At 36.2% G+C, this 15749-nt stretch carries 12 protein-coding genes and 1 pseudogene; all 13 read right to left on the bottom strand.

The features are described 5' to 3' along the window. Positions 1-29 precede the first annotated feature (29 nt). Positions 30-914, bottom strand: a complete 885-nt coding sequence (locus tag HPT25_RS27120; RefSeq protein ID WP_173071822.1) for a carbohydrate ABC transporter permease — start codon at positions 912-914, stop codon at positions 30-32. A gap of 24 nt (positions 915-938) precedes the next feature. After that, positions 939-1820, bottom strand: coding sequence for an ABC transporter permease (locus tag HPT25_RS27115; protein ID WP_246277426.1), 882 nt, complete (start codon positions 1818-1820; stop codon positions 939-941). Between the two features lie 390 nt (positions 1821-2210). Continuing rightward, a pseudogene (locus HPT25_RS27110) lies at positions 2211-3572 on the bottom strand (IS1182 family transposase). Between the two features lie 423 nt (positions 3573-3995). Beyond that, positions 3996-5357, bottom strand: a complete 1362-nt coding sequence (locus HPT25_RS27105; protein WP_173071818.1) for an IS1182 family transposase — start codon at positions 5355-5357, stop codon at positions 3996-3998. Positions 5358-5475: 118 nt separating this feature from the next. Further along, a complete protein-coding gene (locus tag HPT25_RS27100) occupies positions 5476-6810 on the bottom strand; it encodes an ABC transporter substrate-binding protein (protein ID WP_173071816.1) in 1335 nt (444 codons plus the stop codon). A 35-nt stretch (positions 6811-6845) separates the two neighbouring features. Beyond that, entirely contained in the window at positions 6846-8435 is a 1590-nt protein-coding gene (locus tag HPT25_RS27095; RefSeq protein ID WP_246277410.1) for a response regulator transcription factor, read from the bottom strand. Continuing rightward, the gene (locus tag HPT25_RS27090) at positions 8432-10207 is read right to left on the bottom strand and encodes a sensor histidine kinase (RefSeq protein ID WP_173071814.1); all 1776 of its coding nucleotides are present in this window, start codon (positions 10205-10207) and stop codon (positions 8432-8434) included. The genes HPT25_RS27095 and HPT25_RS27090 overlap by 4 nt, the downstream gene beginning before the upstream one ends. A gap of 258 nt (positions 10208-10465) precedes the next feature. Beyond that, on the bottom strand, positions 10466-10648 hold the full coding sequence (locus HPT25_RS27085; RefSeq protein ID WP_217270016.1) for a hypothetical protein: 183 nt from the start codon (positions 10646-10648) through the stop codon (positions 10466-10468). Between the two features lie 372 nt (positions 10649-11020). Then, positions 11021-12886, bottom strand: a complete 1866-nt coding sequence (locus tag HPT25_RS27080) for a pre-toxin TG domain-containing protein (RefSeq protein WP_173071810.1) — start codon at positions 12884-12886, stop codon at positions 11021-11023. Positions 12887-13965: 1079 nt separating this feature from the next. After that, positions 13966-14529: a hypothetical protein gene (locus HPT25_RS27075; RefSeq protein WP_217270015.1), complete on the bottom strand. Its 564-nt coding sequence runs from the start codon at positions 14527-14529 to the stop codon at positions 13966-13968. A gap of 13 nt (positions 14530-14542) precedes the next feature. Continuing rightward, positions 14543-14944 (bottom strand): hypothetical protein, encoded by a 402-nt coding sequence (locus HPT25_RS27070; protein ID WP_173071806.1) that lies wholly within the window; start codon positions 14942-14944, stop codon positions 14543-14545. A gap of 16 nt (positions 14945-14960) precedes the next feature. Continuing rightward, positions 14961-15206, bottom strand: coding sequence for a hypothetical protein (locus tag HPT25_RS27065; RefSeq protein WP_173071804.1), 246 nt, complete (start codon positions 15204-15206; stop codon positions 14961-14963). Positions 15207-15470: 264 nt separating this feature from the next. Then, positions 15471-15677: a hypothetical protein gene (locus HPT25_RS27060; protein WP_173071802.1), complete on the bottom strand. Its 207-nt coding sequence runs from the start codon at positions 15675-15677 to the stop codon at positions 15471-15473. Between the last annotated feature and the right edge of the window lie 72 nt (positions 15678-15749).

The following is a 15749-nucleotide window of genomic DNA, read 5'->3' as shown; positions in this document are numbered from 1 at the left end:
CCCTAAAAATTGTTTTTAAAACTTTTTTTTTATCCTTTAATAGAACCTACCATTACTCCTTTTTCAAAGTATTTTTGGAAGAATGGATAGATTAAAATTAATGGCAAACTTGAAATAACAATACTGGAATACTTAACCATTTCAGCAATCTGCTGGAGCTGAGCCGTATTTTGGGCATCTTGCATCATTCCAGGTCTTGGCTGCATTTGAACAAGAATAGACCGTAGTACAATCTGCAATGGTTGTAAATTATCACTTTTTAGATAGATCATGGCATCAAAATAGGAGTTCCATTGACCGACAAATTGATATAATACTAGAACAGCGATAATAGGCTTACTTAGCGGCAATAAAATCCGAAAGAAATATTGCATTTCAGATGTTCCATCTACTACCGCCGCCTCCCTTAATTCATTGGGTATTCCCTGAAAATAAGCTCTTGCTAAAATGATGTTCCAAACGTTTACTGCTCCTGGTAATAAAATCGCCCAAACGGTATCTAACATGTTTAAGTTTTTCACTAATAGATACGTTGGGATTAATCCTCCCCCGAAGAACATGGTAATAATAAATATTGTCATAATAACTTTTCTGCCCACAAAATCCTTTCTTGATAACGGATATGCCGCGAGCAAAGTTATACTAACCGAAATGATTGAAAAAGCAGTCGAATAAAATAAAGAATTTTTAAATCCTGTTAAGATGGAACCATCCTTAAATACTCGTAAATAACCTTGAATTGTCCATTTAGATGGATTTAAAGTTAATCCACTGTTCAATAACGTACTTGGGTCTGTAAACGATGCCATTACAACGTAGATTAATGGTCCCAAAATAGCTAGGACAATTAAGGTCAAGATTATGGCGTTTAGAGCTAAGATGGTTTTATCTGCCTTCGTTTGTTGCTTAAACATAAAACTCACCTCCTAATCTTCAATTTATAAACCTTCTCCTTCGTTTAAGCGTTTTACTATTTGATTAACAGTAATTAGTAAGATTACATTAATAACAGAATTAAATAATCCAATAGCCGTTGAATATCCATAATCACCCATTTGCAAACCAATTTTATAGACATAGGTTGGCAGAATTTCTGAAGTAGGAAGATTCATGGAAGTTTGTAATAAATAAGCTTTTTCAAAGCCTATGCTCATAATATTACCTGCAGCTAATATGAACTGAATCACCATAATTGGTTTAATCGCAGGCAAATCGATATGAATGATTTGTTTAAGAATATTGGCACCATCGATTTTTGCAGCGTCAATTAAGTCCTGGCTTACGTTTGCAAGTGCAGCCAGATAGACAACTGAGGCCCAACCGGCAAATTGCCAAATATCACTAATAATATAGATGGACCGGAAGTAACCCGGTTCTGTCATAAAATCAATTGTCTTTCCACCAAATAAACTGAAGATATGATTGATCGGTCCTACAGGAGATAAGACAATAAAGACAATCCCGACAACTACCACTACAGAAATAAAATTAGGAGCATATAATACTAGTTGAATATTTTTCTTCAGGGCAACGTTTCTAATTCTATTGAGCATCAGGGCTAATATGATAGGAACAGGAAAGCCAAATAACAATCCAAATGCGCTTAATTTCAAAGTATTGCCTAATAAATTCGTAAAATCCGGGGTGTTCATAAACTTTTTGAAATTTTCAAATCCAATCCATGGACTGTTCATGATTCCTTGTAACGGGTTAAAATCCTTAAATGCGATAATAGCACCGTACATCGGAATGTATTTAAAAATGATGATAAGAACCAATGCCGGCAAAACAAAAAGATATAATTGATAATTCTCTTTCATATACTTCAGTTTTTTTAATGTTTTCGTACTTAATGCTTCTTTCCTTAATGTGCTTTGCTTCGTTTCTACCTTATTGTACGCTTGCTCCACATCAGATCCTCCTTTTTTACATATTAGAAATCGGTTACATTTTTGCGTTATCTTCATTTCAATTGCCTGTTCTCTGGTATAACTATAACAAAGGACCTATCCTAAATATTTCAATATCTTTGGTTAATGACTTTTAAAATTTTTGGCAAATGCAATGAAATAAAAAAATCCTCTAGTGTACTAGAGGATTCCAGATTGTAGACAAAAGGCATTTCAAAAGTTCCGATTCTGGCGCCCTTTTCTAAAATTGGGATTTTTCTGTTTGATTTTTCTTAAGGTAGACCCCGGCGGGGTCTATTTTTATGCCATTTCTGGACTTTTCCAAGTCCATGTAGCCAACTTCTTTAAATTCATAGCAGCAAAAGTAAGCATCGCCTGCATGGACAATTTTTTAAGACCTCTTAAGGTTGTCCATCGCATACCATGCTTTTCTTTCGCATCCGCGAATACACGTTCAATTGTTTCTTTACGACGTGCATATATTATTTTATTCTCTTCTGTATGACGAAGATGTTCAGCCTCTTCAAGATATGGTTCCCAGATATGTCGTTGAATGAGCTTTTGATGATTTTGACTTTGTGTACATTGTGCTAGAAGTGGGCAATCCTTACATATAACAGGATTAGAGATGTACTGTCGATAACCTTCCTTAGTAGTCGTTCTATAATCCAGAACTTGTCCTTCCGGACATATGTAACAATCAAAGTGCTCATCATAGACATAATCGTGCTTTTTCAAATATCCCTCCTTTGTACGTGGTCGTGTATAGGGTAAAGCAGGGCGAATTTCATTTTCAATTAAATATTGAGCAATAGCAGGTGTTTTATATCCGGCATCAGCAGCTACAGCATTAGGTTTCCCACATTTTTCAATGACCTTTTCAACTAGAGGCTCTAACATTGTACTATCATGAACGTTACCTGGAGTTACAATAGTCCCCAGGACAAAACCATTTCTATCTGCGGCTGCATGAAATGAATAAGCAAATTGCTTTGTCCTTTCGTCTTTTACATAGTAACCACTCTCCGAATCTGTTGTACTTTCTTTTATTTCTTTGTTTTCTTCTTTTTCATATTTATCTGGTGGGATGGGCTTTTTCCCATGTTCTTCACGATCACTATTAATTTCTGCTTGAAGACGTGCTTCATAAGCTTTTGATTCTTTCCGAACTACTTTCTTTTCGAATTTGCGTTTATTTGCACTTGCTTTAACGTGAGTTGAATCAATGAATACATGTTCCGAACTAACTAACTTTTTATCTGCTGCCTCTTTTAAAATACGGTAGAAAATTTATTCAAATAAGTCTGTATCCTTAAAACGACGTTCGTAGTTTTTACCAAAAGTTGAAAAGTGGGGTACTTTATCATAAAAACCAAATCCTAAAAACCAGCGATACGCCATATTTGTTTCAATTTCCTTTATCGTTTGACGCATCGAACGGATACCGAAGGTATATTGAATGAAAGCCATCTTAATTAATACAACAGGGTCAATACTTGAACGTCCGCGCTTAGTTGAGTACAAATCTTCAACCAATGAATAGATAAATGAAAAATCTACTGCGGCTTCTATTTTGCGAACCAAGTGATCAGCAGGTACAAGTTGATCTAAGGCAATCATTTCAATTTGGTCACGATTTATCTGTGTATTTTTCGAAAGCATTCCATCCACCTCTATTAATTCTCTGTAAATAAATTATACAAAAGGCTGTGTTAATGTACATTATTGATTTTTACACTCTGTTGATTGGAGTGGAAGGCGGCGAAGACTCCTGCGGGAGTACGGGACAGGGGAGACCCCGCAGGCGCTGAAAGCGCAGAGGAGGCTCCCCGAACCGCCCGCGGAAAGCGAAGCCGCCTGGAACGGAAATCAACAGACAAGTTTAATATGGCCAAACAAAAAAGACTGTCGATTTTAAACCCGAAATCCTTCGGATTTGTCGACAGTCTGAATCCTCTAGTACACTAGAGGATTTCAGATTGTAGACAAAAGGCATTCCGTATCAGTCTATTCGGAATGCTTTTTCCATTTAAAGTAATTTTTTTATTTGATTACTCTTTAATTAGACCCCTCCGGGGTCGATTTTTATACTATTTTCGGACCAGTCCAAGTCCAGTTTGCCAGTTTTTTCAAATTCAAAGCAGCAAAAGTAAGCATCGCCTGCATGGACAATTTTTTAAGACCTCTTAAAGTCGTCCACCGCATACCATGCTTCTCTTTAGCATCTGCAAATACGCTTTCAATAGTTTCTTTGCGTTTTGCATATATAATTTTGTTCTCGGGTGTATGACGAAGGTGATTAGCTTCCTCTAGATACTTTTCCCACACATGCCGTTGAATCAACTTTTGATGATTTTGACTCTGTGTGCACTGTGCTAATAAAGGGCAATCCTTACATTTTGTTGGATTAGAGAAAAACTGACGGTAACCTTCTTTAGTAGTAGTTCTATATTCAAGAACTTGCCCTTCCGGACATATATAACAGTCAAAATGTTCATCATACACATAGTCGTGCTTTCTCAAATATCCTTCCTTTGTACGTGGGCGTGTATAGGGTAAGGCAGGTTCAATATCATTTTCTATTAAGTATTGAGCAATAGCAGGTGTTTTATAGCCAGCGTCAACAGCAACAGCATCAGGTTTTCCACAGTTATCAATGACCTTTTCAAGCAAAGGTTCAAACATCGTACTATCATGAACATTACCTGGAGTTACAATCGTCCCTAGAATAAATCCATTTCTATCAGCGGCCGCATGAAATGAATAAGCAATTTGTTTCGTTCGCTCATCCTTTACATAGTAACCACTTTCTGGATCTGTGGTACTTTCTTTTATTTCCTTGTTTTCCTCTTTTTCAAATTTATCTGGTGGAAAAGGCTTTTTTCCATGTTCCTCTCGATCACTATTGATTTCTTCTTGAAGACGAGCCTCATAAGCTTTTGTTTCCTTACGAACCATTTTCTTTTCGAATTTACGTTTATTTGCACTTGCTTTTACATGCGTAGAATCGATAAATATATGTTCAGCACTAATTAACTTTTTATCAGCTGCTTCTTTTAAAATACGGTAGAAGATTTGTTCAAATAAATCCGTATCCTTGAAACGTCTGTCATAGTTTTTACTGAAGGTTGAGAAGTGGGGAACTTTATCATGAAACCCAAAACCTAAGAACCAACGATAAGCAAGGTTTGTTTCAATTTCCTCAATAGTTTTTCGCATGGAGCGAATACCGAAGGTATATTGAATGAAAGCCATCTTTATTAATACAACAGGATCGATACTTGGGCGACCACGCTCAGATGAATACATATCTTGGACTAGTTTATAAATAAATGAAAAATCTATTGCAGCCTCAATCTTGCGAACTAAGTGATTCGCAGGAACAAGCTGGTCTAAAGTAATCATTTCTAATTGGTCTCGATTTATCTGTGTATTTTTAGTTAGCATTTCATTATCACCTCTATACTCAATAACTTAATTATACAAAAAACTGCCGGCAAAATCCGTTATCTTCTGGATTTTGTCGACAGTCTGAAATCCTCTAGTGTACTAGAGGATTCATGAATTAAGGATGCTGTATTTGATTGAGACCTGTATTGATTTTCTCAACTGCTTTCTCTGCTGAAGACTTTACATCCTCCCCGCCAATTCCCACTTCTTCAAATAACGTTTTAATCGCATCGCTTACAACAGGATAGGCTGCGGTAACTGGGCGATTCCTGGAATAGTTTTGCACTTGCTGCCAAAATATATTTTTAGGATATTGGTTAAATTCAGGGAGATCTCTGGCTACGGAGTATCTTGCAGGAATATCACCCGTTACTTTCACATATTTTTTAATCCCTTCATAACTAGTAACATATTTGATAAACTCCCAAGCTTCCTTTGGATACCCGGTTTTTGATGAGATTCCAAGTGCCCATCCACCGTTTGGAACAACTTGATTCTTTTCCATTGGCATTGGCGCAACTCCAAAATCCTCACCCAGTTTAAAATTTGGATAGTTGTGCTCCAGATCCTCTAATGACCATGAGCCAAGCACCGTCATAGCAAGCTTTCCGGTTACGAAAGGATTTGGCGGCATTTCAACAGCAGCTACTCCATATATATGATACATGTCTTGGTAAAATTGCAGGGCCTCTAACGATTCCTTCGAATCCAAAAACCCGCTTGCAGACGTTCCATTCTCATTTAAAACTCTCCCTCCGAACTGCCAGAGAAGAGGAATTTTAAAATATGCCGGAGATTCACCATCGCCAAATCCTTGTGCCGGATCAATCCCATATATACCTTTTTTCCGGTCATTTAATTTTCTAGCCATCTCGAAAACCTGATCCCAGGTTAAAGGTTTGGTGGGATCGGCAGATGGAAAACGAATTCCAGCCTCTTTGAATAAATGTTTATTGTAAAAAAGAGCAATACTGGACTCTACAATGGGAGCAAGGTAGATTTTACCTTTAAATGTTAACCCCTTTAATGTTGATGGAGGAATATCTTTAATCTTCCCCTTATTCCGCATATTTTGATCGATGGACAAAAGTGAACCTGCATTGGCATATAGAGCTAAGTTGGGACTATCTATGGCCATAATATCCGGCGGATTCCCAGCAGCAATTTGGGTCCTTAATTTTATTTCATAGTCGCTATATACAATCGAGACCATATTAATGACAATATTAGGATGAGTTGCTTCAAAATAAGACACTAATTCTTCATATGCTTTATTTTCTGCCCCGTTCCCGGAGTTCCGCCAGAACGTAAGATGGATTTGTTCTCTAGTGGCGCTTTTATTCACCATATTTTTTTCGTCTCTTGAGGAAGGATTTAAGAAGGACGCAAAAAATCCTGTGATACTTAATAGAATAATTCCAAAAATACTGATGGTTAACCATTTTTTCATCTGCATCCCCTCTTCCTGCGCTTTACAGAAATGGTTTACTCTAAAGAATTACGATATTCAACAGGTGTTTTACCAAAATGCTTTTTAAAAACGGTACTAAAATAACCCGAATTAGCGAAACCTACCAAGTTTGATACATCAATTATTTTGAGCTGTTTATCTTTTAAGAAATTCCGTGCTTTTTCCATCCGTATGTTAACAAGATAGTCGCTTAAATTCTGCCCTATTTGCTGTTTAAACGTTTCAGATAAATAAGCACTATTAATATGAAATAACTCTGATAAAAAGGTTAGTGAAATTTCATTTCCATAATGCTTGTCCAGATAATTCCGAACACTATCAACAATTAATTTCCCGTTGGAAAACCGGGCCATACGAACTTTTTCGATAATTAACTGCGCCAATTGAACAAGTTGCTCCAATACTTTACTTTGGGAATTGAGTTTCCCAATACTTTGCTGACAATTCCACATCATTTTTTGAATATCTTTCGTTTCAAGGTCGTATTTTTGCGCAAGGGAGGTTAATAAAAATAATACTATATTAGCGGCAAAGGAAAAGGACAATATGGAAAGATTCTCACTTCCTCCTAAAACCGCGTGTATATTTTCTTTGAATGCTTCAAAATTTACATTTTCAATCGCATTTGTCAATCCTCTTTCAAAACCAGGTGAGACCTCCATTATTTCCTCTTTAGCTTTAGTACCATCTATAATCTGGGATTGTGGCCCTAGTTGACTTTGACTCCAGGCAAGCAAGCTGGAAATATACCCGGTCTTAAATTCCGGAATAGCCTTAACCACATTTCCGATTCCTATGACAGTTTCTAAATCCAGAAATGTTTTGACGTTCTGCTGAATTTTGTTCACTAAGCTGCTGGTTCTATTTCTTTTCTCTTCATCTAATAAATGTAAAAAGTGAATCATATTGGAATAGCTTGGGTCGTAAAACGAATAAGTCCCTCCGTGATCTTTTGCGATTTCTTTAGATAGGATCTGAAAAGGCTGCCAAAGATCCTTTACTCTATTGGAATCCTCATTGGACTCTCTAATTTCCACTGTTACGAATTGTATTTCAACATTCTCATTAGCAATTTCCTCCAATCGAAGCTGGCGCAGTCTTTCTGCAACCGCCTTAAGATCCAGCCATTCCTCTTTTACTAAATAAAGCAAGTATTGTTCTTGAACTTCCTGCAGTTGAGTGTGAACAAGCCGTCGCATCCGACCGATTTCCATTTGATTTCTTTTTTCTTCCTCTACCTCTATACGAATTTTCCTTAACACTTCGATTAATTCATCAGGGGCAACAGGTTTTAATAGATAGTCTTTTACGCCTTCCTTTAACGACCCACGTACATATTCAAAATCAGAGTATCCTGAAAGAACGATTACTTTTACGTTAGGAAATGATTGGTGACAACGTTTTGCCAATTCAATCCCGTCCATAATCGGCATCCTCATATCTGTAATGACCACATCAATATCCATGGTTTGGAGTAGTTCCAGTGCTTCCTGCCCATTGGAAGCCTCGTCTGCAATTTGATATCCTTCTTCTTCCCAATCCACTTTCAACCGTAAGCCCTTGCGAATTTGGATCTCATCATCTACGATGATTACCTTCATCATGTATTTTCTCCTCCATCGATATTTATACATAATGTAATCTTAGTACCAACACTCTTTTCAGAATGAATCTGATAGGAAAAGTTTTGTCCATAGTAAAGCTTCAATCGGCCAATAACATTTCTTAGTCCAATACTCTTTCCCTTACTCTCTAAAACACTACTAGTTTCATTATTCTTTTCTTGATTCGATAAGTCGAGGATAAAATCATCAGACATTCCAATACCATTATCTTCTACCCCAATAAGTACTTGGTTATGACTCTTTGCGGTTTTAATATGAATTTGCGCATATTTCTTTTCGATAAAACTATATTTAACAGCATTTTCTACAAGCGGTTGTAAAATAAATTTTATGATTGGAATGTGTTTTGTTTCAGGGTCTTCTTCAATCGTAATAGAAATGGTATCCTCATATCTCAATTTTAATATCTCTGTGTAACTCCGGATATAATTGATTTCTTCACCCAAATTCACCACATTGCTTTGCGTGTTCAAGGAATATCTCATCATGCGGCCTAAGTAAATACTTACATTCATGACCTCTTTATTTTTCCCTTGAAGGGCTAATCCCCCAATGACTTCAAGCGTGTTGTTCAAGAAATGGGGATTGATTTGTAATAATAAGGCTTTATATTCCGCATCCTTCCGGCGCAGATTTGCTTTATACTCGTTTTCAATCAGATTCTTTAATTGATCAATGGTATGGCCGAACACGTTAATGACATATCCAACTTCGTGTTTAGAAGATTTAATAGTCGGCATGATGCGTTTAGCACCGGAAAAGTCTCCATGTTCAAGAAACCCCATTGCCTTCGCAAGTTTTCCTAACGGACCGACGATATTGGACGAAAATAAGTAAGATGCCACAATGGTTAAAATAAATACTATTACGTTAATCAAGAAAAGTTTATGTTGTAAGCGGGTAACTTTGGAAAATAAATCAGCCTGATTTACATCACTAATAAGAACCCAATCACCCACTGATTGCTTTTGATAAAAAACGAGATACTTCTGATGATTATATTCCGTTTTTATCAAACCTTTTTTAACTTTGCCATTTTTGATTTGGTCTAGACTCTGTGATAAGACCTTTTTAGGAATCTGAATCCGCCCATTTAATACGTTCTCCCCTTGTTGATCGATCAAGTAGGCATGACCATTTTTACCAATGGTGATTTTATTGATAGCAGTTTCAAGTAAAGAGGAAGGAAAATTAACCTTGATAATTCCATAGGAAATAAGTGTATTCATATCAAATAGCGGCAAAATATAGCTATTGATGGGACCAGGTGTCTGCTGGTAAGAATCCAGATGAGTCTTCACAAACCTTTTATCTTTCTCAGTAAAATCTTTATACCAATCCATTTTCTGAAGCGAAGGATTATTTCCCCAAGTTCCAGTGCCATCATTGAGAAACACGGAAACCGACATCGAATTAGAATTGTTAGCCAGCATGGATGATAACAGCGTTTTCAGTTGATTTTTCATTAACAAACGTTGTTCTATTGGTATTCCAGAATACTCCTTTTCAAACTTTATCCATTGTTGTGTGGTTTGATTAACCAGCACCTGTTTTCCCAAATCTTCAGCCTGACTAGTAATCGAATTAATATAGAGTGAATATTGATCCATTGCCTCTACGGTTAAATCCTGGGTCTGCTTTTGAATTATCGAGGTAAACCAATTTGGGATAATAAGTGATAAGATTATAAAAGGAATGGTTAACAAACAAGTAAAAATAATAAACAAGCGATTACGTAAAGAATAAAACATGTAACCCTCCTAGATTGCAAGAAAGCCCTTACAGTTTTAAGTAATAAAAATTGAATAATTTTAAATCGGTAACTTTTCAGTTATCGTTATCACATTTACAAATATTAATCCCCTGATAAATCTTCGTCTGATTAACTTTACAATTCATATCGACACATCCTAGATTACTATCATTTAAATATTTATTATAAAAAAACTATTATTTATTTTAGCATTTCCCTTACAATCTTACCATGTGATATTGATATGAATTGGTTATCACTCCGGGAGTGTATCCGCCATTTTCTGTCGTTTTTTATCATCACTTAAATTAACTTCCTGTTCGTTCGTATGACTTACTTCCAAAACAATTTCAATTCGTTCTATTAAACTCTTAGGTTTATTCCACACATAAAGCTTGTATTTCAATATCGCCCCTTTATTATTTTTCCACATTTTCATGCTCAAACTATTTAAAATCAAGCGTTTTTACTATATGATTTAATTTTAAAGCGAATACTAAAATAGTTACATCAACCCAACCTAAATATCCCCATAAAACGGAATAATTTCAACTGTATGAGACAAAATATAGTTATAAAAATAATAGGTTCTTTCCCCTATTCATTTCAAATTAAGATAGTGCGGATGAATCTCTTTCTGAAATTTATTTACCCTCTAAAAGGACCATATCGAACTGCATTCTCCCCAATTGGTATCATTAGAAAATAAGTATTTACAATTTTGAAAGATAAAAAAAGCCTAATCCCTTTGAACTGCCCCGTAAATGTTAGACACCATTCTAACGTTTACGGGGGTTTTTTATGGCCAAATTTACAGCTGAATAAGATCAATATGTTCAATATGACTATCTATATTTTTAAAATTCATTTCATCAATTATCTTATTCAACCCATCTACATCTTTATTTTTAATACAGTCAATACAATCGATATAGTGAGTACTCTCAAAGGTATATTTATGATATGCTTCTGGGTTATCAATATAACAAATCGCACGTTCATCCATTGTATGTTTAATTCCATTCTCCGGAATCGTTGCAAAATTGTTACCATAAAGTGATCCTATTCTATCTAGTTTTTCAGGTATTGGATTCTCTTTTGATATAGAAATAATAGACTGAGTTTTATCTAACCCAGGGAATTCAGGCCAATTAACAGGTGGCCAATCTCCCCAATTTGTGTAATCACTATTATGTGATAAAAACTTCTCATCGTTTAAAACATTAAAGTCGATTTTTTGTTCCGAAGTTAACCTGTTGAAGTTTTCCTTCATTATTTCAATTTCCTCTGAATTCGATAACGTTTCATCACACCAAACATTTTCTCTAAGATATTTATTGAAGTTGTCTTGAACTTCTTTTCCTGTACCTTCAAAGGAATCACAAACATACTTTTCCAATTTGGCATCCAAAGTACTTTCGTATTTACCCGTACCCTTAACTGCCCCCGCAACACTTTCCCCATGTATTTCGTCTATTGAAATCGTGTGAGTATTTCCACTAGGTATATGTACCTTGCCAACATTATCCCCACTTGCCATTGGTAATGCATATTTTCTTGGGGGTATGATTTCTTCTTCTTTTAGAAGCCTCTTAGCTTCTAGTTTAACTTTTCCTTCATTAAAGGACAACACGTTGGCTCTATCACTGATCGCTTCAGAAGAACTCTTTATCCGAGATATTGTTGATGGATCCGTCTTTCTTACCAGTTGAATGACATTAGAGTTTTCTTGCCGGGCTACCTCTTTAACTCCTGTTTCAACCCCGACCTCTGCCATTTTATCGCCAAAGCGCGCGAGCTTTATGGTACCACTAAGCTTTGATAAGCTGCCTAACCCCGGCAACATGTCTAGCCCTCCGAAGGCTCCACGTAGTGCTCGTTCACCTGTTCCCAATTTGCGTCCAGAGATCAGGTCTTTTCCGCTCACAGCTGCACCGATATCCAACGCACCGCTCGTTACCCCAACAACACCTAACAACGCTAGGCCGACAGGGGGACAGAAGGCAGTAACAACAGCACCAACAATTGTGCCTCCTGCTAACCACATTTGCGTTTGAAATTCTTTGTGATCTTGCCGATCTCGTATAGATTCATACTGAAAAGCTTCTTTATGGAGAGCAACTTGCTCGTAATCTTCTAGAGAAAAGTTTTGGCGGGATTTCTCCTTTACTTTTTGGTATTCCTCTTTCATTCGCTCTGAATAGAAGTTATCGCCATTAAATAAATCGTCAATATTGACCTCTGTTTTAGGCACTTCTATTGAGTGAGACTCGCTATATCCCTCATAGACAATCTTTGTTTCTGTGGCGCCAATTCGATTCGTTGTGGTGTAAGTGGAAATATCCAAGTCTCTCATTGCCTCTACAAAGGCGTCTATCTCTTCGTAGAACGGCTCGTCAATTGTGCGGTCGACAATGTCCCCTACCTTCCCAGTGAAGGAATGCAGAACTTCAAAGTCCTCATACAGATTTTGATATTTGCTATCTAGACTCTCGTGCTGAAAAGAAATGACCCCATCATGATCATATTTCCTGATCGCCTCTTTGGCATTATCCAGATTGTCACTTATATCTTTTAAACTATCAATCATGCCTTTACCCCAGCGGCCAAGACCAATCAAATCCCCAATCCCATCACGCATCTTCTTCCAGTCTGATGGGATATATTTTACATCCATGTGCTAAAAATCCCCCTAGTTTATCTAGATTTAGATATTTCAAATTTTCATTTGTTTAAATATGTAAATCAAAACACCCGTAACATATTGTAAACAATATTCCATTAGGTAAATATAGGGATTTTTTACTAATAACGTTAAATTGCAAAAAAATAGCCCTTTTCAAAGGCTTAATCCAAGCGTTACAACCGAAATTAAGTTGCTATCGGTACCAATTGTAAATAGCGACAAGGGCTTCATAGCCTGGTTTCTTAAGGGATTTTGACATACTAAAGGGAATATCTTTTAACAGCGGTTTTATGGGAGCTTCAAAAAGAAGGATATACAAATAAAGATATTTATAATCTTAAAATAGATTATAATTTTAATAAAGGTGGCGCTATTCCATATGATGTAGAAGTCACTTTTCAAAAAGATAAGAGTAGATATTATTTTTATTCTTGGGAAACCAGCGCTCAGAAAAAAATCATTCGACATGGTTTTGGAGCTAATTAATCGTAGCACAGAATCTTTTTCTACACCTTATTGAGTATATTTTGTTCGTTCCACTCATCTATAAACTAATTCCATCCTGCAAGAAGTTATATAAGATGTGCAATTAGCACTATATTAATAGGAAACAGAGGATAATTATGGTATAATAATAGAGTACAGTTACAAGGTAAGATGGGCAGCGACCACTTCCTCATGAGAGGAGGTGACAGCTGATGACAGTATACGAATCACTAATGTTTGCAGTTTCATTCGCAGGCTTAATCGTATCAGTATTCATAGCAGTTATTTCTTTAACAAAAAGAAAATAACCCTCCCTTAATATAATACCTTGACCAAAGGTTGGAGGATTATTTCTTCACCGGGTCGCTGCACTTCTAGCAGTGTAGCTTGTATGTCAGGGATGCCAGTTACAGCTGGTGTCCCTTTTTAACGTTTGCTGTATATCTTTATTATATGCATATCCAATTTGATTGTAAAGGTAAACACCAATTCTTGGGGTAAAAAAAATAACCCACCCTTGCCACGCCAATGTAAGGTAATGATTGCAAAAAAAATAGCCTTTCTCAAAGGCTTTATCCAAATCGCTAATCTAATGTATCTACAATCTCTTTGATCACATTCTTTCTCCGGCCATTTTGGTATTCCAGTAAAAAATCTAAATATACAATCTCTATGAGGTGTTCCACTTGAAGTGAATGTTTTGGGGCAAATACAGCAAGGTCTCGTAACAAAACTTCTGATCGGTACACGTCCTCTCGATGGATTTTGGTGCTGACAGTGGTTTTACTTTTTGCAGGGAATAGAGGTGTATTATTCACGACAAGAATCTCTTGTTTCCTTACGATTAAACGGTTATAGATGCCGCCAACATTGGAATCATGTTTACGGACTTGGTCAATAAAAGAACAGAAGGTATGGTTCACTAGTTCACTTTGAGTATATGTTTCGTCCTCATCACGTAAATTTGTAACATCATCACATAATGTTTCCGCTCGGAGATACAAGTCATTAGGGACAGAGACATGAAACAAAAATGTTTTCGGCTTAAACAGTGAATTAAGAGCACGCCTAAAAGGGTTTTTAACTTCCTCTAAAAGAGCTAATTCTTCCGATAATAAATCATACTGGCTATATTTAATGGTGCTCATCATTAAACACCCCTTAGGACACGTTAATTTCATTCATTAAGATACGATGTGCAGCTTGACGAATGCTACGCATCCCCCAATCCACTTTTAGCTGAATGATCTTATCGTAAACTTCTTTTGGAAGTTTAGTAGATACATAGAGGGCAGTATCTTTATAAGGAATAGAACGAGCGTATTTCATATAATTCCGTTCAACAGCAACAGAAAACAACATATCTAAATAGGGATGTATGTCACCTTGGTATCCATTCTGGAAGCTTAGTTTGGCTATAACGATTTTTTCCTCTTCTGTTACAGGGACCTTGATTTGAATTCTTTTATCCTTTCTCTTTTTTCGAGGCTTTTCCTCATGCTGGGGAAGATAAGCAGGCTTGACTCTTTTATCGAACATTGGAGTAAAGATATTATTCATCAATACGTATCACCCTTCCTCATGTGTTTCTTAAAGCAAACATAGTTTCAAATTCATTTGCACTTATCGAGATACTACCAGACGTATTCAATTTAATGATTTTCCGTTTGGATCGTTGCTCTACCCGCTTCATTTCAGCCATAATGAGGTCTTTGCAATAACCCGAGAAGTTCTCTGACTGACTAAGCGCAAAGTCGAGCAATTGTTTCTCTAACTCTTCGGTAACGTTAAAAGATACACTTTTTCGAATCCTATGGTCATTCAATTTATCTTTTCCCCTTTTTGGTGTCAGACCTGATTTTTATAAACTATATGGGGCAGGAAAATGAGATATGACTCATAAAAGAAAATTTAAAACTCAAATAGCCAACTCAAAAAACCCAACAAAGGGATAGTGAGAATACAGATTCAGTCTCACTTTTTTTGATGGGTTCTCCTAATCAGAATAAGTGGTTGTTCCGCTATAAAGAGGGATTTATAAAAAAAGTTTTTAAAGTAAGAAACAAAGGATGACACAAAGAAAAAAGCACTAATGTGCTTCACTTAAATTGAAAATTTCATCAATATCTTCTAATACCTTATTAAGCATATTCAACTGACCATTGTAAAATCCGTCATGATAGCTCATAGGAGCTTTTTCACTAGTAAAAGAATTATTATCAATGGCTATTTCCTTTCTCATTTTGAGCTTTTCAACTAGTTTATTTACTTTGCTTTTTCTAAACGTTTCAGCCACATTAACCACTCCTTTTATGGTTAGAGTGGGCAAAAGTTACAATATGTATACATGGTGGAACATGCATCCATT

Origin of the sequence: Neobacillus endophyticus (assembly GCF_013248975.1) — a bacterium.
Taxonomy (GTDB): domain Bacteria; phylum Bacillota; class Bacilli; order Bacillales; family Cytobacillaceae; genus Neobacillus; species Neobacillus endophyticus.
This window is presented reverse-complemented; position numbering and strand designations above follow the sequence as displayed.

Excerpts from the sequence above, each read along its gene's own strand:
- HPT25_RS27075 (WP_217270015.1), bottom strand. The coding sequence starts at position 14,529 with ATGAGCACCATTAAATATAGCCAGTATGATTTATTATCGGAAGAATTA.
- HPT25_RS27105 (WP_173071818.1), bottom strand. The coding sequence starts at position 5,357 with ATGCTAACTAAAAATACACAGATAAATCGAGACCAATTAGAAATGATT.
- HPT25_RS27100 (WP_173071816.1), bottom strand. The coding sequence starts at position 6,810 with ATGAAAAAATGGTTAACCATCAGTATTTTTGGAATTATTCTATTAAGT.
- HPT25_RS27095 (WP_246277410.1), bottom strand. The coding sequence starts at position 8,435 with ATGATGAAGGTAATCATCGTAGATGATGAGATCCAAATTCGCAAGGGC.
- HPT25_RS27120 (WP_173071822.1), bottom strand. The coding sequence starts at position 914 with ATGTTTAAGCAACAAACGAAGGCAGATAAAACCATCTTAGCTCTAAAC.
- HPT25_RS27080 (WP_173071810.1), bottom strand. The coding sequence starts at position 12,886 with ATGGATGTAAAATATATCCCATCAGACTGGAAGAAGATGCGTGATGGG.
- HPT25_RS27085 (WP_217270016.1), bottom strand. The coding sequence starts at position 10,648 with ATGAAAATGTGGAAAAATAATAAAGGGGCGATATTGAAATACAAGCTT.
- HPT25_RS27115 (WP_246277426.1), bottom strand. The coding sequence starts at position 1,820 with ATGAAAGAGAATTATCAATTATATCTTTTTGTTTTGCCGGCATTGGTT.
- HPT25_RS27090 (WP_173071814.1), bottom strand. The coding sequence starts at position 10,207 with ATGTTTTATTCTTTACGTAATCGCTTGTTTATTATTTTTACTTGTTTG.